Genomic DNA, 21184 nt, shown 5'->3' with positions numbered 1-21184 from the left:
GGCGGCCACGGACAGGGACGTCAATCCGGCGCTTGAACGGACAGCGGCAAATGATACGAACCATCTCTCCAAATCGGGCAAGTTTCGGCCGCTGCTCAGCCTGTACCGTGCGCTCGCTCAGCATCTGCGGCGCGCTTGACCAGGCCGACCTTGCCGAGTTCGAGCGGATCGCCCGCCACGTTCATCTCGCTCCCAATGAAGCGCTGTTCACGGCGGGTCAGCTCGCGCATTCGGTCCACAATGTGGCGGCGGGTGTCGCGCGTCTGTACAAGCTGCTGCCGGATGGGCGGCGTCAGGTCGTCGGCTTTGCGCTGCCGGGCGACTTTCTCGGCATGGCGCCGTCCGATCGCTACAGTTTCTCGGCGGATGCAGTCGATTCCATCACAGTGTGCCGCTTCTCCAGGGAAACGTTCACGCATTTCATCGAGCAGAGGCCGCACTTCCTGATCCGGATCAACGCGTTCGCGGCGCGGGAACTGATGCTGGCGCAGGAGCAGATGTTGCTGTTGGGCCGCCGCACTGCGGAGGAGAAAGTTGCGTCCTTCCTTGTCGGCTGGCGAAAGCGTCTGGCCCACATCGGCGACGAACGGCAGACCATTACGCTGCCGATGAGCCGGCAGGATATCGCGGATTATCTCGGGCTGACGATCGAAACCGTGAGCCGGACGCTGACCCGGTTCGAGCGCGAGAAGATGCTCATCATCGTCGCGGGTGGTGTCCGCCTGCTGGACCCGGGCCGGGCTGTCGCCATGGCTGCGGCATGAGAAATCCCGCGGAAGTCACGTTGCATTTGATCTTGGTCAAAGCCCCGATCGAAGCCCGCGTGCATGCTGCCTCCATCACGGGGAGATCAACCGCATGCCGACCGATTCGTTGCTCGTTACCGTCTTCGTCGTCACGATGTTCGTGGTGTTTGCTGGGGTGCTGTTCTGGGGCGACCTGCAAACCCGCCCGAAACAATTGGCCAGTCCCTCCGCCGCCAAGCGCCGTGCGTTCTGATCGCGCTGATCGTCACCCCGCGCCGACAGGGCGCGACACAGCCAGGCTGCGGTCTGGTCGCGCATGATCATCGAGGTCTCGTCGTGACAATCATGACCGCCGATACGGGAAGGTTGGCTGCCGCCATGGGCCGCCGGTGGCGCGCGATGATCACCAAGTTCAGCAAACGCATCGCTCGCGCGGAATTCAAGCGGACGGTCCGGGATGCCGATCTCCCGCATCTGGAAGCTTACGGGTCGACCGAACGCGCTGCTTCCCTCGCGAAGGAGCCCGTGAGCAGGGCCGACGTTCCTTTGAAACGTGCCAAGGCAACGCAGGCTTGCCTGCCGATTGGCCCGTGTTGCTGCTGAATCCTCGCAGCCCAGCTCTATCAGCAACAAACTGCGCAAAACCGCAAGAAGATTGACCTCGATCAATTTCCCGCTCGCGAGGCTGTGATCAGTGAGGTCAGGCATCCGCAGAAGAGAAGCTAGCTCATGACCCAGTCTTCAACCGCAAAATCGATGACACACGGCGAGGCCGGTCTGGTGCTGGTCTTTTCGCTCATGGCATTTTTGTGCCTGCTCGCCATGGCCATGGCGCAGGATACGGCGTTTGCATTCCATGCCGCGCTGTCGTCCGCCGCAAGCCTTTGGGCGGTCATTGCGATCGTCAACCGGTACTTTGCCCGCCCGTCGCTGCCGCCGCAGGAAATCAACGGCCGGCCCAATTACAACATGGGCCCGATCAAGTTCTCCGCCGTGATGTCGGTGATCTGGGGCATCGCGGGGTTTGCGGTCGGGGTATTGATCGCGTCCCAGCTCGCGTGGCCCTCGCTCAATTTCGATCTGCCATGGACCAGCTTCGGTCGCCTGCGACCGCTGCATACATCGGCCGTCATCTTCGCCTTCGGCGGCAACGTGCTGATCGCGTCCTCGCTCTATGTCGTGCAGAAGACCTGCCGCGTGCGCCTGGCGGGCGATCTGGCCCCCTGGTTCGTCGTCATCGGCTACAACTTCTTCATTCTTGTCGCCGGCACCGGATATCTGCTCGGCGTGACCCAGTCCAAGGAGTATGCCGAGCCGGAGTGGTACGCGGATCTATGGCTGACGATCGTCTGGGTCGTGTACCTGCTGGTCTTTCTGGGGACCATCATCAAGCGAAAAGAACCGCATATCTTCGTTGCCAACTGGTTCTATCTGGCTTTCATCGTCACTATCGCCGTGCTGCATCTCGGCAACAATCCCGCGTTGCCGGTGTCGATATTCGGCTCGAAGTCCTACGTTGCCTGGGCCGGTGTCCAGGACGCCATGTTCCAGTGGTGGTACGGGCATAACGCCGTCGGCTTCTTCCTGACCGCCGGCTTCCTTGCCATCATGTACTACTTCATTCCGAAGCGCGCCGAGCGGCCGGTCTATTCCTACCGGTTGTCGATCATCCATTTCTGGTCGCTGATCTTCCTCTACATCTGGGCCGGTCCGCACCATCTGCACTACACGGCACTGCCGGACTGGGCGCAGACGCTCGGCATGACGTTCTCGATCATGCTGTGGATGCCCTCATGGGGCGGCATGATCAACGGCCTGATGACACTCTCGGGCGCCTGGGACAAGCTTCGCACCGATCCCGTATTGCGCATGCTGGTCGTGTCGGTCGCCTTCTACGGCATGTCGACCTTCGAAGGGCCGATGATGTCGATCAAGGTCGTCAACTCGCTCAGCCACTACACCGACTGGACCATCGGCCATGTGCATTCCGGTGCGCTGGGCTGGGTCGGGTTCGTGTCCTTTGGTGCGCTCTACTGTCTGATTCCATGGCTATGGGATCGCAAGGGACTCTACAGCCTGAAGCTGGTCAACTGGCACTTCTGGACCGCGACCATCGGCATCGTGCTCTACATCTCGGCGATGTGGGTGTCGGGAATTCTGCAGGGCCTGATGTGGCGCGCCTACACCTCGCTCGGCTTCCTCGAATATTCCTTCATCGAAACCGTGGAAGCGATGCATCCCTTCTACATCATCCGCGCCGCAGGCGGTGGGCTGTTCCTGATCGGATCGCTGATCATGGCCTATAATCTCTGGATGACGGTGCGGGTTGGCGAAGCGGAAGTGCATTCGCCCGTCGCTCTTCAGCCGGCGGAATGAGGAGCGCAACAATGTCTTTCTGGGCACGGCACCAAATCTTCGAAAAGAACTCGATCGTCCTGGTCGCGGGAATTCTGGTGGTGATCGCCATCGGCGGTCTCGTCGAGATCACCCCGCTGTTCTATCTCAAGAGCACGATCGAGAAGGTCGACGGCGTCAGGCCATACACGCCGCTCGAACTCGCCGGGCGCAACGTTTATGTCCGCGAAGGCTGCTACCTCTGCCATTCGCAGATGGTTCGCCCGCTGCGCGACGAGGTCGAGCGCTACGGCCACTATTCGCTCGCGGCGGAGAGCATGTATGACCATCCGTTCCAGTGGGGATCCAAGCGTACCGGGCCCGATCTGGCTCGTGTCGGCGGCAAATATTCCGACGAATGGCATGTCACGCATCTGAACAAGCCGCGCGCGATCGTGCCGCAGTCGGTGATGCCCGGTTACGCCTTCCTGTCGCGGACGGAAGTCGACGAGGCGAGCGTGGCCGGTCATCTGCGCACCAACCGCGCCGTCGGCGTGCCCTATTCGGACGACCAGGTGGCCAATGCCATCGCCGACCTCAAGGCACAGGCCGATCCTGACAATGCCGGCGTGGATGCCTTCACCAAGCGCTATCCGAAGGCGGTTGCCCGCAATTTCGACGGCAAGAGCGGCGCGCCGACCGAAATGGATGCGCTGGTCGCGTACTTACAGATGCTCGGCACGCTGGTCGACTTCAAACTTTACAACGAAAAAGCAAATCTTCGCTGAGAAGGCAGAACGATGAAAGCAATCCTCACGGTCCATAACCTGGCGTCGGACCTGGTCACGACGTTCTGGACGCCGATCTTCGTCGGAATCTTCATCGCCATCCTGACCTACGCGCTTTGGCCGCGCAACCAGGCCGCTTTCGACGAAGCGGCGAAAATGCCTTTGCGCGAGGAGTAATGCGATCATGACGAAACACGGCGATCTCGATCATGTATCCGGAAGAACCACCACCGGTCACGAGTGGGACGGCATCAAGGAGCTCAACACGCCGTTGCCGCGCTGGTGGTTGATCACCTTTTACCTGACCATTCTCTGGGCGGTCGGCTACTGGATCGTGTATCCGGCGTGGCCGCTGCTCTGGAGCCACACGACGGGCATATGGAATTATTCCACCCGCGCCGAGGTTGCCGCCGAGCTGGCCAATCTGGAAAAGATCCGCGGCGACAAGATGGTGGCGCTTGGCGCTGCCTCGCTGGAGGAGATCGAGAAGAATCCCGCGTTGCTGGCGCTCGCCCGCGCGCGCGGCAAGACGGTGTTCGGTGACAATTGCGCGCCTTGCCACGGCAGCGGCGGGGCGGGGGCCAAGGGCTATCCCAATCTGAACGACGACGAATGGCTGTGGGGCGGCAGCCTCGACCAGATCATGCAGACGATCCAGTTCGGCGCCCGCTCGGGGCATCCGAAGGCGCATGAGAGCGCGATGCTGGCGTTCGGCAAGGAGGGCGTTCTCAAGAAGGACCAGATCGTGACCGTCGCCAATTATGTCCGGTCGTTGTCCGGCTTGCCGACGGCGCCGGGGTACGATCAGGCCGCCGGCGCGAAGATCTTTGCGGAAAACTGCACGTCCTGCCACGGCGATAACGGCAAGGGAAATCAGGAACTCGGCGCGCCCGATCTGACCGACAAGATCTGGCTGTACGGATCGGACGAGGCGACGCTGGTGGAGACCATCAGCAACGGCCGCGCCGGCGTCATGCCCGCCTGGGTCGGCCGGCTCGATCCCTCCACGATCAAGGCGCTGACGGTCTACGTCCACTCGCTCGGTGGAGGCAAATAGCGACAGGGCGATGCGGCGTCGCCGTTCTGTTTGAGATGGATCAAACGCGGCTATGGAGCTGGGTCTAGAGTGAACGCCTGAGACGAGACCAACCCGGCGATGAACAAATCCGTGAGCCCGACCGACCTGCAGCTTGACGACGACGCGCCGCTTTATGCGGCGCAGAAGAAAGTCTATCCGCAGAGCGTTTCCGGAACGTTTCGCCGGACCAAATGGGGACTGATGGCGTTCTGCCTCGGGGTCTATTACTTGCTGCCGTTCGTGCGCTGGAATAGAGGCCTCGGCGCCCCGGATCAGGCGGTGCTGGTCGATCTCCCGAACAGCCGCTTCTATTTCTTCTTCATCGAGCTGTGGCCGCAGGAAGTCTACTACTTCACCGGCCTGTTGATCATAGCTGCCCTGACGCTGTTCCTGATGAACGCTGTCGGCGGCCGCATCTGGTGCGGCTATCTCTGCCCGCAGACGGTGTGGACCGATTTATTCTATGCCATCGAGCGGATGATCGAAGGCGACCGGCGCGAGCGCATGCGCAAGGATGCGGCCAAAGGCACGATGAAGCTCGAGCGCTTTGCCGAGATCCTGCTGAAGCATTCGATCTGGCTGATGATCGCGTGGTGGACCGGCGGCGCCTGGGTGCTCTACTTCAACGACGCGCCGACACTGGTGAAGCAGCTCATCACCTTCCAGGCGCCGATGATTGCCTATATCTGGATCGGCATTCTCACCGCGACGACCTATTTGCTCGCCGGCTTCATGCGCGAGCAGGTCTGCGTCTACATGTGCCCATGGCCACGCATCCAGGCCGCGCTCACCGATGAATGGGCGCTCAACGTCACCTACAAATACGATCGCGGCGAGGCGCGGACATCGCTGAAGAAGGCGAACGAACTGCGCGCGCTCGGTCAGCCAGTCGGCGATTGCATCGACTGCTATCAGTGCGTGGCCGTGTGCCCGACCGGCATCGACATCCGCAACGGGCCGCAGCTCGACTGCATCCAATGCGGCCTCTGCATTGATGCCTGCGACACCGTGATGACCAAGATCGGTCGGGAAACCCGCCTGATCGGCTACGACAACGACATCAACATCCATCGGCGGCAGGAAGGCAAGCCGCCGATCTACCGGATCATCCGGCCGCGCACCGTCACCTACGCCGCCATGATCGCTGCGGTCGGCGCGGTGATGCTCTATGTGCTGCTGACGCGCTCGCTGCTCGATATCAACGTGCTGCATGACCGCAATCCAGTCGCGGTAAAACTCTCCGACGGATCGATCCGCAACGCCTATACCGTGCGCCTATTGAACAAGCGCGGCTTCGACCGCGTGATCGCGATCGATATCGACGGCCCGGTCAACGCCACGCTCCATGTCATCGGAGCCGATTCCGTGACGCAGGACCGGCCCATGATCATCCTGGCGCGCGACACCACCACGGAATTGCGGATGCTGGTGACAGCGCCTGCGGAGAGCAATCCCGGAAAATCCGTTCCGGTGAATTTCCGCGTGACCGACATCGGGCTCGGCGAAGTGGCCTCCGCGACTGACCATTTCGTGTCGCCATGACATTCCTTGGGAGCATTCACATGAACAGGGCATGGACGCCGAGACCGATCACCGGGCGCACGGTGTTCGTGATGATGGTGGTGTTCTTCGGCGTCGTGATCGGGGTCAACCTCCTCATGATGCGGCTCGCGATCCAGACCCTGCCGGGCACCGAGGTCGACAGCGCCTACGCTGCCAGCCTTGCCTATCAGAAGGAGATCGCTACCGCCCATGCCCAGAGCGCGCGCAACTGGAAGGTCGACGCCCATGTCGAGCGCAGCGGGCAGGGCGGCGCGACGCTACAGGTCGAGGCCCGCGACCATGACGGCCGGCCGATGTCCGGCCTGAAATTCCAGGGCCGGTTCGAGCGGCCGACGGACCGCCGTGCCGATCTGCCGGTATCGCTCGCCGAAGTCGGGATCGGCATCTATCGCGGCAGCGCGGACGCCATCGCGCCGGGGCAGTGGGATCTGGTGCTTGAAGGTGTCGCGTCGGGACAGCGGATGTTCCTGTCCAGAAACCGCGTGTTGTTGCACTAGGAAGGCCCGATCAATGCAGGCGACGCGAGACTTTTCACATTATGTCCGGCATCTCGGCTCCGGGCTGTCGCATATCGATCTGGCAGTCGAGGGCGTCAATTGCGCGGGCTGCATGTCCAAGATCGAGCGCGGTCTTTCCGCGCTGCCGAACGTCACGCTGGCGCGCGTCAACCTGACCGACCGCCGCGTGGCGCTGGAATGGAAGGAGGGCACGCTCGACCCGGCCCGCTTCATCGACCGGCTGGCCGAGCTTGGCTACAAAGCCTATCCGTTCGAGCCTGTCCGCGCCGAGGCTGTCGAAACCGAGCAGGCGAGCTTTCTGCTGCGCTGCCTCGGTGTTGCCGCCTTTGCCGCGATGAACATCATGATGCTGTCGATTCCGGTATGGTCCGGCAACGTCAGCGACATGATCCCGGAACAGCGTGATTTCTTCCACTGGCTGTCGGCGCTGATTGCCTTGCCCGCGGCGGCCTATTCAGGGCAGCCGTTCTTCCGCTCCGCCTGGACCGCCTTGCGGGCGCGCCGCACCAATATGGATGTGCCGATCTCGATCGGCATCGTGATGGCGCTGGCGATGTCGGTGATGGAGACGATCCACCACGCCGAGCATGCCTATTTCGATGCCGCGCTGATGCTGCTCGCCTTCCTGCTGGCCGGCCGCTATCTCGACCAGAGCATGCGCCGCAAGACGCGGGCGGTCGCCGGAAACCTCGCCGCACTCAAGGGAGAAACGGCGACCAAATTCATCGGCGCCGATGAAATCAGCGTCGTGCCGATTGCCGCGGTACAGGCCGGCGACATCGTCCTGCTACGTCCGGGCGAGCGCTCGGCCGTCGACGGCTCTGTGATCGAGGGACAGTCCAAGATCGACCAGAGCCTGATCACCGGAGAAACTCTGCCCGTGAAGGCTGGGCCGGGCACGGCCGTCTATGCCGGCACGCTCAATCTGTCGGGCGCCTTGCGGGTGCGGGTATCGGCGGCGTCCGAAGGCACGCTGCTGGCGGAGATCAGCCGGCTGCTCGACAATGCCGTGCAGGCGCGCTCCCGCTACGTACAGCTCGCCGACCGCGCCTCGCGGCTCTATGCGCCTGTGGTGCATACGGCGGCGCTGCTGACCATGCTGGGCTGGGCGGCCTATGGCGCCACCTGGCACGACGCTATCGTTACCGCTATCTCGGTCCTCATCATCACCTGTCCCTGTGCGCTGGGCCTGGCGATACCGGCAGTTCAGACCGTCGTCTCGGGCGCCATGTTCCGCACCGGCGTGCTGCTCAATTCCGGCGATGCCATCGAGCGGCTGGCCGACGTCGATCGCGCCGTGTTCGACAAGACGGGCACGCTGACCTTGCCGGAGCTTGACGTCACCAATGCGGTCGACGTGCCACAAGACGTATTCGAGCTCGCCGGGCGGCTCGCCCTTGCCAGCCATCATCCCGTCGCCGCCGCGGTGGCCCGCGCCTCCGGCGCCAGGACGCCCTTGGCCGGAGTAGAGGAGGTAGCCGGCCTGGGCGTGCGCGGTTTCGTCCGCGGGCTCGAAGTCCGGTTGGGCCGGCCGTCGTTCTGCGGCGCGGACCAGATCGCCAACGAGATCCTGCACCGCGATCCGGAGGCCTCCGTCGTCGCCTTCCGTCACGGCGAGACGCGGCATGTCTTTGCGGTGAGGCAGCGCCTGCGCCCCGATGCGGCCGGCGCTATTGCCTCGCTCGTCAGGGCCGGGATCGAAGTCGAGATTCTGTCGGGCGACCGCGAACCTGCGGTGCGCCATGCGGCCGAAAAGCTCGGCATTCATGAATGGCGCGCAGGCGTCACGCCGGCAGACAAGATTGTCCGCATCGAGCAATTGAAACGTCAGGGCGTCAAGGTCCTGATGGTCGGCGACGGCATGAACGACGCGCCGGCGCTGGCGGCTGCGCATGTCTCGATGTCGCCGGTCAGCGCGACCCATTTGAGCCAGGCAACCGCCGATCTGGTGTTCCTCGGCGACCGCCTTGCGCCGGTCGTCGCGGCCATCGGCTTCTCGCAAAAGGCGCTGCTGCTGATGCGGCAGAACCTGTGGCTCACCGCCGGCTACAACCTGCTTGCCGTGCCACTGGCCATCGCAGGCCTCGCCACGCCGCTGGTCGCCGCCGCCGCGATGTCGGGCTCGTCCCTGCTGGTGATCTTGAACGCGCTGCGCGCCCATCGCGGCGCGAGGGAGCTTTGCTGATGGAAGTCCTGGTATTTCTCGTGCCGCTCGCACTCACGCTCGGCGCCCTCGGCCTGGCGGGTTTTCTCTGGTCGCTCAAGAACGGCCAGTACGACGACTTGGAGGGGGCAGGGTGGCGCGCGATTGTCGATGATGAGCCAGTTTCGGAGGAGACGGCGTCTTCGACGGTGAGCGGGCGTCATTAGGTGCTCGGGCTCGTTGGCGCTTGTTTCTGCCAAGGATCACCCGCAGCCTGACCAGACCATTCCAGTGGGTGACCCGAGTGGGACGGCCGCCCCGGCGCATGTCGACGGAAGAGGGGGAGGTCTCGCTTGGTGGCCAAATTAATCCTCTCTTAACCATTCTCCCTCGTAACTATCGTTAAGGTACCGAGTTCAGATGCGTGCTGAAAAAATGCGAGAACGGAGGAGAGCTGGATGCGACGTGGATCAAGCCTAAAGATCGGGAAGGTCTACCGACTCACGTTCCCCGGCATCGCCGCTCGTGTGATCGAGCCTCCTGCCAATGTCCGAACCGGGAACTACCCATACCTCGTTGAGAGCCTCATCCTGAGAAGTCGTTGGTGGGTGAACGAACGTGGCGAGCCGGACAATATCCATTCGCCACTCTTGATCGTTGCTACTTCCGGTGAGGGTGAGATCGAAAGCGGGGTTAGCCTCTCTATTCAAGATCAAGTATCCGGCGGGAAGTAGAACCGCAGCACAAGACGGAGCGCGATATAGAGCGCGATGATGATCGCTGCGCCGATGAGGAGAGTGTCCATGATCACTCCGTCGCGGCTTGAATACGAGAGGTTCGCTCGACACCAGCATTTACTTGCTTCGGGGTAGTCGCCGCTGGCGAACCTGGGTGGGCAGATGTGTGGGTAAGAAGACTGAATTGGTCAGAAATTTCGGTAATTTAGCTAAATTGGCGGAAGGGGTGGGATTCGAACCCACGGTACCCTTGCAGGCACGCCGGTTTTCAAGACCGGTGCCTTAAACCACTCGGCCACCCTTCCTTGCCTTTACGATCAAGCGCTTAGCCGATGCGAAGGTGGGAGCACAAGAGAAGAAAACTGGATTCGTCGGGAAACACCGGGGCGGTAGGCACGAAGAACCAGTATCGCTGGTTGAGCCGGAGAAGCCACCCTGCACGCACCGGGAAAGGGTGGTGACGGATCAGCGGCAGTTCGCTTAGCCGGCGGTCTGTCGGCACTTGCCAATTTCGCCGGGACGCATCGTCCCGGCATCGCTGCCCCAATTGGTTCGGGCGTTTCGCTAGCCGAATGCAACTGCCAGCAGGCCCGAGCAGAGGAGCACGAAACTGGCCGTCGTCAGAGCGAGAAATCCGTTGGAGACTATGTCGTGGCTGCGCATGGGACACCTACCACACCAGATGCTCGTCCGAATTTATTAAAGCTTTCCGAATCCCTGATCCGAACTATCGCCATTTCTCTGTCTGAAGTCCGGGCGGGCTACCCGAACCCCGGCCGTCAAAACTCAAGCTCTGTAACGATAGCCTTCAAATGCATGGGCTAAGAAAATGCCTGCGCTCACCAGGCCCATCACCGCTGTAACCGTCTCGATCATCGCACAAATCCTTTGCGCCCCTGCAATCCACAGAACGACTCCACCGTTGCACAGTCAAAAAGATTCACCGGGCGGAATCGCAGATCGGTCGTGAGTGGTGATTTGATGCAACAGATTGTCTGAAAGCGGCACAGAAAGGCCTAAGACGAAGGATGCATACACGATGAATCGTGGCGCTGTGCCCGTAAATCAACGGATAGAGCAGGCAACCATTCATTCACCACACGCGACCAGATCATTCGTCACGCGCGACCACACCCCATTTCCGCCGTGTTCCGGTTGCGATATCTTCACCACGTGATGCGGAGGTGGGCCGCATCGTGGGGATCAGGCCGTAGCGCTTCAACGTAGGCAGCAGGCCGCTGAAAATGGTAATTGGGGTGATGGGGATTCGACGGCCAACAACGATCGTTCGGGCGGTTCGTGGTACTGTTGCCGTGGCAACATGCCTTGTCCTCGCCAATTGCGCCTCGTCGGAGAAATTCGCCAGCCGCATCGATCCCAAATACGGGGTCTCCTCCAGCCCCCGCGTCGTGGCGTTTGGCGATCCCGTGCCGAAGGGCGGGGGAACCTACCGCGTCGGCAAGCCCTACACCGTCGCAGGCCGGGTCTACGTGCCGGAAGAGGACCCGAACTACCGCGCCGAGGGAATGGCCTCCTGGTATGGCGATGACTTCCACGGCCGGCTGACCGCCAATGGCGAAGTCTTCGATATGACCTCGCTAACGGCAGCCCATCCGACCCTTCCGATCCCAAGCTATGCCCGTGTCACCAACGTCCGGAACGGCAAGTCGCTGATCGTCCGCGTCAATGACCGCGGCCCTTATCACGGCAACCGGCTCATCGACGTCTCGAACAAGGCCGCGGAACTGCTTGAATTCAAAGCCAATGGCGTCGCCAAGGTCCGCGTTGAATATGTCGGCCGGGCCCCGCTCGAGGGTTCCGACGACCGCCAGCTCCTGGCGACGCTGCGGACCGGCGAGCCCGCGCCGTCCCCCGCCACGGTCCGGGTGGCTTCGGCCCGTCCGTTTGTTCCGGAGATGCCGTCGTCCGCGGGCCGTATCCGTGGCGAAGTGCCGATGCCGGAGGGGAGGCCCTATAGCCTCGGCAATACCTCGGCGGACTACGCCTCGGTCAATGCCACCTCGGAAATGTCGGCCTCCAGCCGTTCGCGTGGCCGTGCCGCGGAAAATCCGCGCGCGGTGTCCTACGAGAACGAGGCCAACTATGCGGCCCCGAGCCAGGCTTACCTGCCGGTCGATCCGCGGGGGCCAAGCGAAGTCCTCAGCGGCCGCGGCCTCTACTAGCCCTTCAAGAAGGCGATCAGGGCGGCGTTGACCTCATCGGGCCGCTCCTGCTGAATCCAGTGTCCGGCCCCATCGAGAATCAGCTTCTGCCGCAAGTTCGGCAGCACGCGCTCCATTTCCTTGATCTGCTTGGCGCCAATCAGCCCGGTAATGACGCCGTCTTTCGATCCCGCGATGAACAGCGAGGGCTGGTGGATTTGCGCGCCCTGCCAGGGTGCCGTCAGTTCCCAATTGCGGTCGATGTTGCGATACCAGTTCAGCCCGCCACGAAAGCCGGACCCTTGATAGACGGCCGCGAAATAGGCGAGGTCGGCCTCGGTCAGCCAGTTCGGCAAAGGTCGATTCGGGTCGGTATCGCCGAGGAAGCCCTTGCCCTCCTGCACGAACTGATGGGCCGCCGGATCGGAGAGCCCGCGCCCGGCCAGCACGATTCGCATCGTCGCCGCGACGTCGCGCTCGAACTCGGCCTCCGCCACGCCGGGAGCCTGAAAATACTGCCAGTAGAAATTGGTGATGTCGTTCTGCCTGAGCGTCTCGAGCGGCAGGCCGCGCCCGCGGGAGGGTGGCGGAACGCTTAAGCCAGCGACCCCGGTGAAGATATCGGGCCGGAACATCGCCGCGTGCCAGGCGACCGGCGCGCCCCAGTCATGGCCGACAATGACCGCCTGCTTTTCGCCGAGCGCCGCCACCAGCGCGACCATGTCGCCGACATTGTGGAAGATGGTGTAGGCGCCGACATCGGCCGGCGCGCTGGTCCGCCCGAACCCGCGCATGTCGGGGGCGACGACGTGGAAACCGGCTTCGGCAATGGCGGGGATCTGGTGCCGCCAAGAGTAGGACAGTTCGGGCCAGCCATGGCAGAGCAGCACCAGCGGACCCTGACCCTGTTCAACAATAAAGAAGTCCAGCCCGTTGGCGGAAATAGTGCGTGAAGATGGCATCGCGTTTCCGCCCTGTTTTTTGTATTCTGTCGGGAGATTGCGGCATTGCCACGATATGTTCCTTCGTCCGCTGCCGCAATCGGATCGACACGGCTGCGCGTCCAAAACCTGTGTTGTTTGCGATACTTCCAACTGTTAGAACGCGCGGATTCAGGACATCGCCGATGGCAGCAGAGACCTCCGTTCCCCGCAAATCCGACGCCGCGGCCGTTCTTGCGTGGCGAAGCCTGATGGCGGCTACCGTCGCGCTCGCGGTGGGCTGGGGCGGGATCGTCTACGCCGCCAACAACAGCGTGCAGGGCGCGCCGAAGAAAGAGGACGGCGGCTTTGACGGCGATGCGCCGACTGCAATCCTGATCGAAGGTTCCAGCGGCAGCGTGCTGTTCGAGAAGAACGCCGACGAATTGCGAGCGCCGTCCAGCATGATGAAGCTGATGACGGTCGAGGTCGTCTTCAACGCCATCAAGGAAGGCAAGGTAAAGCTGACGGACGAATACCGGATCAGCGAGAACGCCTGGCGCAAGGGCGGTGCGCCGGCCGGCGGCTCGACCATGTTTGCCATTCTCAACAGCAAGGTCTCGGTGGACGACCTGTTGAAGGGCGCGATCATTCAAAGCGGCAATGACTCCTGCATTGCGTTGGCCGAAGGCATGGCCGGCAATGAGCGGATCTTTGCCGCCGACTTCCTGACCAAGCGCGCCCGTGAGATTGGCTTGACGAAGTCGACATTCGGCAATTCCAGCGGCTTGCCCGATCCCGCCAACAAGATGACGGTTCGCGAGCTGGCAAAGCTCGCCCGTCACCTGATCGTGGCCTATCCCGACATGTACAAATTGTTCGGCGAGCGGGAGTTCACCTGGAACAAGATCCGCCAACAGAACCGCAATCCGCTTCTCAACACGCTCAACGGCGCCGACGGGTTTAAGACCGGCTACACCAAGGAAGGCGGCTACGGCATGGTCGGCTCCGCCGTGCAGAACGATACAAGGCTGATCGTCGTCATCAACGGGCTCGAGGATCCCGATGATCGCGCCTCTGAGGCCAAGAAGATGCTGGAATGGGGTTTTCGCAATTTCGAGACCCGCACTCTGTTCGCGGCCAACCAGCAGGTCGGCTATGCCAAGGTGTTCGGCGGCGAAAGCCGCTCGGTGAAGCTTGCCAGCCCGCAGCCGATCAAGGTGATGGTGCCGAAGAACGGCAACGAGAAACTGATCGCGCGCATCGTCTACAATGGTCCGGTGCGGGCCCCGGTGGAGGCCGGCCAGCCGGTCGGTGTCGTCAAGGTTTGGCGCGGCGCCAATGTCGCGGTGGAGGCGCCGGTCTATGCTGCGGAAGCGGTTGGCACCGGATCGACCATGCGCCGCGCGATCGACGGAGCCAGCGAGCTCGTCATCGGCGTGTTCCGCGCGAGTGCAGAGAAGCTCTGAGCATGAACCAGGCAACGCTGCAGCGGCCATCCGGACGCGGGAAGTTCATTACCTTTGAAGGCGGCGAGGGCTCCGGCAAGTCCACGCAGATCAAGAAGCTCGCCGAGCGTCTGGCGGCGGCGAAGCTGCGCGCCATCGTCACCCGCGAACCCGGCGGCTCGCCGGGCGCGGAAATCATGCGGCATCTCGTGCTGTCGGGAATGGGCAAGCTGCTGGGACCGGAGGCGGAGACATTGCTGTTCGCGGCCGCGCGCGACGACCACGTTCGCACCGTCATCCAGCCGGCGCTCAGCCAGGGAACATGGGTGCTGTGCGACCGCTTCTCCGACTCGACCCGTGCCTATCAGGGTCGACTGGGGCAGGTCGCGCCCGGCGTTCTTAACGCCATGCAGCGGGTCACGATCGGTGATCTCAAGCCGGACCTGACCATCATTCTGGATATTCCCGTGGAAGTCGGCCACCAGCGCGCCGCGGCCCGCCGCGGCAGCGGCGTGCCGGACAGGTTCGAGGCGGAAGATCTGCAATTCCATCAGGGGCTGCGCGATGCCTACAAGCAGATCGCCGCGGAAGAGCCGCAACGCTGCGTGCTGATCGATGCCAATGCCGACGCAGACACGGTTGCCGGCCGCGTCTGGACGGCGCTGCGCGATCACCTGTTCGCGGTCCCGAATAAGGCGGGAACGGCATGAGCGCACGCAAGGCCGAGCAGGAGACGGCGATCAGGCATCCCCGCGAAACGGCCGATCTGTTCGGCCACCGCGAGGCGGAGACCGCCTTGCTGACAGCCTACCGCAGCGGGCGCATTCCGCATGCCTGGCTGATCGGCGGACCGCAAGGCATCGGCAAGGCGACGCTGGCCTATCGCATGGCGCGCTTCGTGCTCGCCAATCCCAATCCAGTCCTGCCTTCGGTGCAGCGCGCCGAGACGCTGGCGCTCGATCCGAATGATCATGTCGCGCGTCAAGTCACCGCCGGCGCGCATGGCGGGTTGTTGGTTTTGGAGCGCGGCCTCAACGATCGCGGTGTGATGCGGACCGTGATCACCGTCGACGAGACGCGGGAGACGATTTCGTTCTTCGGCTCGACCGCGGCGGTGGATGGCTGGCGGGTCTGCATCGTCGACACCGTCGACGAGCTCAATCCGAACGCCGCCAACGCGCTGCTGAAAATTCTCGAGGAACCGCCGCAACGATCGCTGTTCCTGCTCGTCAGCCATTCGCCGGCGCGGGCCTTGCCGACGATCCTGTCCCGCTGCCGCAAGCTGCCGCTGCGGCCGCTTGCGGCCGACGACGTCATTCGCGCAGCAGCGCGGGCCGCTGACATCGCACCCGATGATCCGGCGCTATCGGAGGCTGCCGATGCCGCGGAGGGGAGCGTGTCCCGCGCGCTGACGCTGCTCGGCGGCGACGCGCTGAAGCTGCAGCAGCGGACTGCGGCGCTGCTGGCGACGCTGCCGCAGGTCGATCCGCGCGAATTGCATGCCCTTGGCGAGGCGCTGGGCACCAGCGACCGTGTGGCGCTGGCCGCCTTCATCGACGGCATCGATCGCTGGATCGGCGAAAAGCTGCGTGCTGGCGACGCCAACGCAAATCTGCCCCGCCTTGCACGGCTGGCGGAGGTATGGGAAAAGATCGTCCGCGCCGCGCGCGACACCGAATCCTATAATTTGGAGCGAAAACCGCTGGTTTTCTCGGTGTTCGGGATGCTCGCGGACGCGACGCGGTAACGCTCCGCCTGATCTCAATCCAACAATCTTTGAGTCATAAAGGAATTCGTGGTGGCGACGGCTGGAAAGAAAGCTTCGAAAAAGCGCAAGACGAAGAAGGCTCGCAAGTCGCCATCCGCTAGCGCCAGCAAGAAGGCAGCGGCGAAAAAGCGTGCGGCCAAGAAAAGTATGACCACGAGCAAGCGCGGTGTGAAGAAGGCCGGCAAGGCTTCGAAGAAGGCTGCAAAGAAGGCTCCGAAGAAAGCCGCGAAAAAGTCGGCCAAGAAGGTCGCGAAGAAGGCCGTCAAAAAATCAGCCAAGAAGTCCGCAACGAAAACTGCGCCGAAGAAGCGCGCGGTAACGCCGCAACAAGCGAGCCCTGCCATTCAAGCGGCGCCCGTGGCAGAAAGTCCGAAGCCCGCCGCGCCACGCTCGAAGCCGGCGCCCGCCGCCAAGCCGGCGGCGGCTGCCGAGCGCGACACGTACTTCATCACGACCGCGATCGCCTATCCGAACGGCATTCCGCATATCGGCCACGCCTACGAGGCGATCGCGACCGACGCGCTGGCGCGGTTTCAGCGGCTCAACGGCAAGGATGTGTTTTTCCTCACCGGCACCGACGAGCACGGCCTGAAGATGGTGCAGACCGCCGAGAGCGAAGGCATGAGCGTCGCCGAACTCGCCGCGCGCAATGCCGGCCGGTTCAAGGAGATGGACGAACGCCTGAACGTGTCGTTCGATCGCTTCATCCGCACCACCGAGCCCGACCATCATCGTTCGGTCCAGGTGGTCTGGAACCGAATGCAGCAGAACGGCGACATCTATATCGACACCTATGCCGGCTGGTATTCGGTGCGCGACGAGGCCTATTACGCCGAGGAGGAAACCGTCCTCGGCGAGGACAATGTGCGTCGCGGCCCCCAGGGCTCGCCGGTCGAATGGGTCGAGGAGAAGAGCTACTTCTTCAAATTGTCCGCCTATCAGGATCGCTTGCTGCAGCTCTATGAGAGCCAGCCGGATTTCATCGGCCCGGATTCGCGCCGTAACGAAGTCGTCAGCTTCGTGAAGGGCGGCCTGAAGGATCTCTCCATCTCGCGCACGACGTTCGACTGGGGCGTGAAGGTCCCGAACGACCCCGAACATGTGATGTATGTCTGGGTCGATGCGCTCACCAACTACATCACCGGCGTCGGCTTCCCCGACGAGAACGATGCGAACTGGCGCTACTGGCCGGCGGATGTGCACATCATCGGCAAGGACATCATCCGCTTCCATGCGGTGTACTGGCCGGCGTTCCTGATGTCGGCCGGCATTCCCGTGCAGAAGCGGGTCTATGCGCACGGCTTCCTGTTCAACAGGGGCGAGAAGATGTCGAAGTCGGTAGGCAACGTCGTCGACCCCTTCAATCTGGCCGATCAGTACGGCGTCGACCAGATGCGCTATTTCTTCCTGCGCGAGGTGCCGTTCGGACAGGACGGCAACTACAACCATGAAGCCATTGTCGCGCGCATCAATGCCGATCTCGCCAACGATCTCGGCAATCTGGCGCAGCGCTCGCTGTCGATGATCGCCAAGCAACTGGGCGGCGTGCTGCCGGAGCCGGGCGAATTCACCGACAATGACAAGGAAATCCTGGCGGAAGCAGATGCCATGCTGGAGGCGTCGCGGACCGCGATGGCGACCCAGCAAATCCATCAATGGCTGAACGTGGTGTGGTCCGTGGTCGCGGAGGCCAACCGCTATTTCGCGGGCGAGGCGCCATGGGCGCTGGCCAAGACCGATCCGGCGAGGCAGAAAACCGTGCTCTATGTGACCGCGGAAGTGGTGCGGCAAGTCGCGATCCTGACGCAACCGGTGATGCCGGGCGCCTCGAGCAAGCTGCTCGACAGCCTTGGCGTTCCCCAGGACGCAAGGGACTTTGCGGCGATCGGGACGCGGATCACGGCCGGCACGAATTTGCCGCCGCCGGTCGGGGTATTTCCGCGCTATGTCGAACCAAAGGCGGATTGAGCCGTTTGCAAGCCATGCTCGTCGACAGCCATTGCCATCTCGACTTCCCGGATTTTGCTGAGGATCTCGATGCCATCGTCGCGCGCGCCGAGACGGCGGGGATCGGCCGCATCGTCACGATTTCGACCCGGGTGAAGCGGCTCGGCGAGCTGCTCGCCATCGCCGAGCGGTTTCCCAATGTTTTTTGCTCGGTCGGCACCCATCCGCACAATGCCGATGAGGAAGACGGTATTCCGGCGAGCGAGTTGATCGAGCTGACCAAACACCCGAAGGTGGTGGCGCTGGGGGAGGCGGGGCTGGACTACTTCTATGAACACGGCTCGCGCGAGGCGCAGCAGCGCGGCTTTCGCGCCCATATTGCTGCCGCGCGCGCTACCGGCCTGCCGCTGGTGATCCATACTCGCGAAGCCGACGAGGATTGCGGCCGCATCCTTGAAGACGAGATTGCCAAGGGGCCCTTCCGCGCGGTGCTGCATTGCTACACCGGCGGGCGCGAACTGGCGATGAAGGCGATTGGTCTGGGCCTTTCGATCTCTTTCACGGGCATCCTGACCTTCAAGAAGTCCGAAGCGTTGCGCGAACTCGCGGCTGAACTGCCGGCCGATCGCATCATGGTCGAAACCGACTCGCCATATCTGGCGCCCGGCAAGTTTCGCGGCAAACGCAATGAGCCGTCTTACGTGGTTGAGGTCGCGAAGGTGCTGGCAGAGACACGCGGAGTCTCGCTGGAGGAGATCTCGCGGCAAACGACGGAAAACTTCTTCCGTCTGTTCTCCAAAGTGCCGGCGGCGAAGGCGGCCGCATGAAGATGACGCTGACGATCCTTGGCTGCGGATCCTCCGCCGGCGTGCCGCGTCCGGCGCTCGGCTGGGGCGCCTGCGATCCCAACAATCCCAAAAATCGCCGCCGCCGCTGCTCGCTGCTGGTCGAGCGTACCGGCGCGCACGGCACCACGCGGATCTTGATCGACACCTCGCCCGACCTGCGCGAGCAATTGATCGACGCCAATGTCGATCACATTGACGCGGTGTACCTGACGCATGAACACGCCGACCAGACCCACGGCATCGACGACCTGCGTTCGGTCGTGCTGCACCAGCGCCGCCGCATTCCCGTCTACTTCAACCAGTCGACCGCCAAAGACATCATGGCGCGGTTCTCCTATTGCTTCATCTCGCCGGAAGGCAGCGACTATCCGCCGATCCTGACGCGCCATTCGATCGAAGCCGGCGAGAGTCATACCACCGAAGGGAAGGGCGGCCCGGTCAAACTGTCCGCCTTTCTGGTTCATCACGGCAGGATTCCGGCGCTGGGATTCCGCGTCGGAGCCGCCGCCTACACGCCCGACCTGCACGACATTCCCGAGGAGAGTTGGCCGGCGCTCGAAAATCTCGATCTGTGGATCGTCGATGGACTGCGCTATGCCGGTCATCCCAGCCATTTCAGCGTCAACGATGCGCTGTCATGGATCGAGCGCTTCAAGCCGAAGCAGGCCGTGATCACCAACATGCATTCGGACCTCGATTATGAGGTGTTGCGGCAGAGCCTGCCGGATGGCGTAATTCCGGCCTATGATGGGATGCGGCTGGAGCTCGGCTAGGACCGCCGCGCGGCTTGCGCCGTCCGCGCCAACACGCACATTCTAGACCAAAAGACACCGCGACAGGGCCTTTCGCCGGGCGCCGTACCGGCCTATGACGGGATGAGGCTGGTACTTGAGAACCCGGACAGAAGATCGATTGCGCAGTGCAAACTCGATCGTAGGCCGTGGAGGAGTTTCGATGATTGGCCTGTTCTTTGAAGTCCAGACGAGGCCAGGACACCGCGATCAATATCTCGATCTCGCGGCCTCGCTGAAGCCTGACCTTGAGGCGATGGGTGGCTGCCTCTTCATCGATCGCTTCAGGAGCTTGACGCGGGAGAACCTGCTGCTGTCCTACCAGATCTGGCAGGACGAGGGGGCGCTGACGGCGTGGCGGGCGCATGCGCGCCATCATGATGTCCAGACCATCGGCCGCGAGAGAGTCTTTTCGGACTATCGCATCCGCGTCGCGCAGGTCATCCACGAAGCAAAGCCGGGGCAGCCGATCTGGCAGCCTGAGCGGCGCACTCCCTATAACGATCCGGCAAGGCGCAAGCCGACCTATATCCTCGCCGCTGAATCAAAGCATGCCACGCTACCGGCCGAGACCAAATGGCGCCGTGACGCTTTCACAAGCGTCTATCGTGACGAGCACTTTGCGCACCTGATCGATCTGCCAAATGACCAAGCAGGCGTCGAATTCGGCTCCCGCCTGTTTGCCGATCCGACGGTACAGTACTTTCGAGTCTTCGAAGTGATGCGCGACTACAGCATGTTCGAACGCGCTGAAGCGCCGCAATACTATCCGCCCGTGGAACGAGCATCAGCATAGAGGCTGCATTCAGTCGCCGAGCGACGATCTTATGTCATGGCCGCTGATGGCATAAAGCTCAAGCAGCCGGTCAAAGGTGATGCCGCTCCTCTGCTCGACTGCAAGAGGATGGTCGGTGGGTTCCAGTACTACACGCGGTCGCTGTCGGCCGCTCACTAGATGAACCTGACATTTGAGGTTCAGCGTATCGGGATATCCTTCAAGCCGATTGGAGAACCAGCCGAACCATGGGCCGAGTTCGTCCTGTTCGCCCCTATCGAATGTCTCGACGTAGCGCACAAAATTCTGGCGTGACAGGGTCGTCCACACACCGAAGCCGAATGGTTGGTCGCTGCCGCCTCGGATCGGCAGCTCGAGCACCGCCCGCACAAAGAAATGCTGTCCGTCCAGAACGCAGAAATCCTCGGAGAGGAAGTTGCCGCTGAGGTCCAGCGCGCTGTTGGGCGCCTTGTCCTCAGTACCGGGCCATTGCGCGGGATTACCGCAAGCCAGGTCAATCAGGCCGTGATGCGTTTCGCCGCAGACTCCACAAGACCACGGCCGATCCCATAGCCGACGCCAGCGCGGATCGTTGGCCAAATCGAGATCGTCCTTCAT

The 21184-nt window shown here is 62.7% G+C and carries 21 protein-coding genes and 1 tRNA gene; 17 read left to right on the top strand and 5 right to left on the bottom strand.

Annotated elements, in window-relative coordinates; all coding sequences use genetic code 11:
• The first annotated feature begins 50 nt into the window (after positions 1 to 50).
• The gene (locus AC0QUY_RS14500) at positions 51 to 764 is read left to right on the top strand and encodes a Crp/Fnr family transcriptional regulator (protein ID WP_161854638.1); all 714 of its coding nucleotides are present in this window, start codon (positions 51 to 53) and stop codon (positions 762 to 764) included.
• Between the two features lie 75 nt (positions 765 to 839).
• Here AC0QUY_RS14500 and AC0QUY_RS14495 read toward each other — a convergent pair whose 3' ends face one another.
• The gene (locus AC0QUY_RS14495; protein WP_161854637.1) at positions 840 to 1415 is read right to left on the bottom strand and encodes a hypothetical protein; all 576 of its coding nucleotides are present in this window, start codon (positions 1413 to 1415) and stop codon (positions 840 to 842) included.
• Between the two features lie 60 nt (positions 1416 to 1475).
• On the opposite strand from AC0QUY_RS14495, the gene ccoN reads away from it, so the two are divergent.
• The 8 genes from ccoN to ccoS all read left to right on the top strand — a co-directional run bounded on the left by ccoN (position 1476) and on the right by ccoS (position 9397).
• On the top strand, positions 1476 to 3122 hold the full coding sequence (gene ccoN, locus AC0QUY_RS14490) for a cytochrome-c oxidase, cbb3-type subunit I (RefSeq protein WP_161854636.1): 1647 nt from the start codon (positions 1476 to 1478) through the stop codon (positions 3120 to 3122).
• A gap of 11 nt (positions 3123 to 3133) precedes the next feature.
• Positions 3134 to 3868 (top strand): cytochrome-c oxidase, cbb3-type subunit II, encoded by a 735-nt coding sequence (ccoO, locus tag AC0QUY_RS14485; protein WP_475387332.1) that lies wholly within the window; start codon positions 3134 to 3136, stop codon positions 3866 to 3868.
• A 12-nt stretch (positions 3869 to 3880) separates the two neighbouring features.
• Entirely contained in the window at positions 3881 to 4045 is a 165-nt protein-coding gene (locus tag AC0QUY_RS14480; RefSeq protein WP_161854634.1) for a cbb3-type cytochrome c oxidase subunit 3, read from the top strand.
• Between the two features lie 7 nt (positions 4046 to 4052).
• Positions 4053 to 4925, top strand: coding sequence for a cytochrome-c oxidase, cbb3-type subunit III (ccoP, locus tag AC0QUY_RS14475; RefSeq protein WP_475387331.1), 873 nt, complete (start codon positions 4053 to 4055; stop codon positions 4923 to 4925).
• A gap of 99 nt (positions 4926 to 5024) precedes the next feature.
• A complete protein-coding gene (gene ccoG, locus AC0QUY_RS14470; RefSeq protein WP_475387330.1) occupies positions 5025 to 6488 on the top strand; it encodes a cytochrome c oxidase accessory protein CcoG in 1464 nt (487 codons plus the stop codon).
• Between the two features lie 20 nt (positions 6489 to 6508).
• A complete protein-coding gene (locus tag AC0QUY_RS14465; RefSeq protein WP_475387329.1) occupies positions 6509 to 7006 on the top strand; it encodes a FixH family protein in 498 nt (165 codons plus the stop codon).
• A gap of 13 nt (positions 7007 to 7019) precedes the next feature.
• Positions 7020 to 9212, top strand: a complete 2193-nt coding sequence (locus AC0QUY_RS14460) for a heavy metal translocating P-type ATPase (RefSeq protein WP_475387328.1) — start codon at positions 7020 to 7022, stop codon at positions 9210 to 9212.
• Positions 9212 to 9397, top strand: coding sequence for a cbb3-type cytochrome oxidase assembly protein CcoS (ccoS, locus tag AC0QUY_RS14455; protein WP_475387327.1), 186 nt, complete (start codon positions 9212 to 9214; stop codon positions 9395 to 9397). The genes AC0QUY_RS14460 and ccoS overlap by 1 nt, the downstream gene beginning before the upstream one ends.
• Positions 9398 to 10122: 725 nt before the next feature.
• Here ccoS and AC0QUY_RS14450 read toward each other — a convergent pair.
• Positions 10123 to 10212: transfer RNA gene (locus AC0QUY_RS14450), tRNA-Ser, on the bottom strand.
• Positions 10213 to 11166: 954 nt separating this feature from the next.
• On the opposite strand from AC0QUY_RS14450, the gene AC0QUY_RS14445 reads away from it, so the two are divergent.
• A complete protein-coding gene (locus AC0QUY_RS14445; RefSeq protein ID WP_475387326.1) occupies positions 11167 to 12090 on the top strand; it encodes a septal ring lytic transglycosylase RlpA family protein in 924 nt (307 codons plus the stop codon).
• Here AC0QUY_RS14445 and AC0QUY_RS14440 read toward each other — a convergent pair.
• Positions 12087 to 13031 (bottom strand): alpha/beta fold hydrolase, encoded by a 945-nt coding sequence (locus AC0QUY_RS14440; protein ID WP_475387325.1) that lies wholly within the window; start codon positions 13029 to 13031, stop codon positions 12087 to 12089. The two genes, AC0QUY_RS14445 and AC0QUY_RS14440, sit on opposite strands and share 4 nt — an antisense overlap.
• Before the next feature lie 230 nt (positions 13032 to 13261).
• Here AC0QUY_RS14440 and AC0QUY_RS14435 point away from each other — a divergent pair, with 230 nt between their 5' ends.
• From AC0QUY_RS14435 to AC0QUY_RS14425, 3 genes are read left to right on the top strand one after another with little or no spacing between them, the layout of a single operon-like run.
• On the top strand, positions 13262 to 14458 hold the full coding sequence (locus tag AC0QUY_RS14435) for a D-alanyl-D-alanine carboxypeptidase family protein (protein WP_475387397.1): 1197 nt from the start codon (positions 13262 to 13264) through the stop codon (positions 14456 to 14458).
• A gap of 2 nt (positions 14459 to 14460) precedes the next feature.
• Positions 14461 to 15147, top strand: coding sequence for a dTMP kinase (gene tmk / locus AC0QUY_RS14430; RefSeq protein ID WP_475387324.1), 687 nt, complete (start codon positions 14461 to 14463; stop codon positions 15145 to 15147).
• Positions 15144 to 16184 carry a DNA polymerase III subunit delta' gene (locus AC0QUY_RS14425; RefSeq protein ID WP_475387323.1) on the top strand — a complete coding sequence of 347 codons (1041 nt, stop codon included), beginning with the start codon at positions 15144 to 15146 and terminating at the stop codon, positions 16182 to 16184. The genes tmk and AC0QUY_RS14425 overlap by 4 nt, the downstream gene beginning before the upstream one ends.
• Before the next feature lie 14 nt (positions 16185 to 16198).
• Here AC0QUY_RS14425 and AC0QUY_RS14420 read toward each other — a convergent pair whose 3' ends face one another.
• Complete coding sequence (locus AC0QUY_RS14420) at positions 16199 to 16549, bottom strand: hypothetical protein (RefSeq protein WP_475387322.1); 351 nt, start codon at positions 16547 to 16549, stop codon at positions 16199 to 16201.
• A 13-nt stretch (positions 16550 to 16562) separates the two neighbouring features.
• On the opposite strand from AC0QUY_RS14420, the gene metG reads away from it, so the two are divergent.
• The 4 genes from metG to AC0QUY_RS14400 all read left to right on the top strand — a co-directional run bounded on the left by metG (position 16563) and on the right by AC0QUY_RS14400 (position 20587).
• Positions 16563 to 18173, top strand: coding sequence for a methionine--tRNA ligase (gene metG, locus AC0QUY_RS14415; protein ID WP_475387321.1), 1611 nt, complete (start codon positions 16563 to 16565; stop codon positions 18171 to 18173).
• Between the two features lie 14 nt (positions 18174 to 18187).
• A complete protein-coding gene (locus tag AC0QUY_RS14410; RefSeq protein WP_475387396.1) occupies positions 18188 to 18979 on the top strand; it encodes a TatD family hydrolase in 792 nt (263 codons plus the stop codon).
• A complete protein-coding gene (locus tag AC0QUY_RS14405; RefSeq protein ID WP_475387320.1) occupies positions 18976 to 19773 on the top strand; it encodes an MBL fold metallo-hydrolase in 798 nt (265 codons plus the stop codon). Before AC0QUY_RS14410 ends, AC0QUY_RS14405 begins: the two co-directional genes overlap by 4 nt.
• Before the next feature lie 181 nt (positions 19774 to 19954).
• On the top strand, positions 19955 to 20587 hold the full coding sequence (locus AC0QUY_RS14400; protein WP_161854599.1) for an antibiotic biosynthesis monooxygenase family protein: 633 nt from the start codon (positions 19955 to 19957) through the stop codon (positions 20585 to 20587).
• A 9-nt stretch (positions 20588 to 20596) separates the two neighbouring features.
• Here AC0QUY_RS14400 and AC0QUY_RS14395 read toward each other — a convergent pair whose 3' ends face one another.
• Entirely contained in the window at positions 20597 to 21184 is a 588-nt protein-coding gene (locus AC0QUY_RS14395; protein ID WP_475387319.1) for a DUF2199 domain-containing protein, read from the bottom strand.

Source organism: Bradyrhizobium sp. WYCCWR15520 (genome assembly GCF_056174665.1).
This window is presented reverse-complemented; position numbering and strand designations above follow the sequence as displayed.

Bases quoted from the DNA above. Each gene is read 5' to 3' on its own strand.
- AC0QUY_RS14425 (WP_475387323.1), top strand. From the start codon at position 15,144: ATGAGCGCACGCAAGGCCGAGCAGGAGACGGCGATCAGGCATCCCCGC.
- AC0QUY_RS14460 (WP_475387328.1), top strand. From the start codon at position 7,020: ATGCAGGCGACGCGAGACTTTTCACATTATGTCCGGCATCTCGGCTCC.
- ccoS (WP_475387327.1), top strand. From the start codon at position 9,212: ATGGAAGTCCTGGTATTTCTCGTGCCGCTCGCACTCACGCTCGGCGCC.
- AC0QUY_RS14395 (WP_475387319.1), bottom strand. From the start codon at position 21,184: ATGAAGGACGATCTCGATTTGGCCAACGATCCGCGCTGGCGTCGGCTA.
- tmk (WP_475387324.1), top strand. From the start codon at position 14,461: ATGAACCAGGCAACGCTGCAGCGGCCATCCGGACGCGGGAAGTTCATT.
- AC0QUY_RS14480 (WP_161854634.1), top strand. From the start codon at position 3,881: ATGAAAGCAATCCTCACGGTCCATAACCTGGCGTCGGACCTGGTCACG.
- ccoO (WP_475387332.1), top strand. From the start codon at position 3,134: ATGTCTTTCTGGGCACGGCACCAAATCTTCGAAAAGAACTCGATCGTC.
- AC0QUY_RS14410 (WP_475387396.1), top strand. From the start codon at position 18,188: ATGCTCGTCGACAGCCATTGCCATCTCGACTTCCCGGATTTTGCTGAG.
- ccoP (WP_475387331.1), top strand. From the start codon at position 4,053: ATGACGAAACACGGCGATCTCGATCATGTATCCGGAAGAACCACCACC.
- AC0QUY_RS14400 (WP_161854599.1), top strand. From the start codon at position 19,955: ATGATTGGCCTGTTCTTTGAAGTCCAGACGAGGCCAGGACACCGCGAT.
- AC0QUY_RS14500 (WP_161854638.1), top strand. From the start codon at position 51: ATGATACGAACCATCTCTCCAAATCGGGCAAGTTTCGGCCGCTGCTCA.
- ccoN (WP_161854636.1), top strand. From the start codon at position 1,476: ATGACCCAGTCTTCAACCGCAAAATCGATGACACACGGCGAGGCCGGT.
- AC0QUY_RS14405 (WP_475387320.1), top strand. From the start codon at position 18,976: ATGAAGATGACGCTGACGATCCTTGGCTGCGGATCCTCCGCCGGCGTG.
- AC0QUY_RS14420 (WP_475387322.1), bottom strand. From the start codon at position 16,549: ATGGCAGGGCTCGCTTGTTGCGGCGTTACCGCGCGCTTCTTCGGCGCA.
- ccoG (WP_475387330.1), top strand. From the start codon at position 5,025: ATGAACAAATCCGTGAGCCCGACCGACCTGCAGCTTGACGACGACGCG.
- AC0QUY_RS14445 (WP_475387326.1), top strand. From the start codon at position 11,167: ATGGGGATTCGACGGCCAACAACGATCGTTCGGGCGGTTCGTGGTACT.
- AC0QUY_RS14440 (WP_475387325.1), bottom strand. From the start codon at position 13,031: ATGCCATCTTCACGCACTATTTCCGCCAACGGGCTGGACTTCTTTATT.
- AC0QUY_RS14435 (WP_475387397.1), top strand. From the start codon at position 13,262: ATGGCGGCTACCGTCGCGCTCGCGGTGGGCTGGGGCGGGATCGTCTAC.
- AC0QUY_RS14465 (WP_475387329.1), top strand. From the start codon at position 6,509: ATGAACAGGGCATGGACGCCGAGACCGATCACCGGGCGCACGGTGTTC.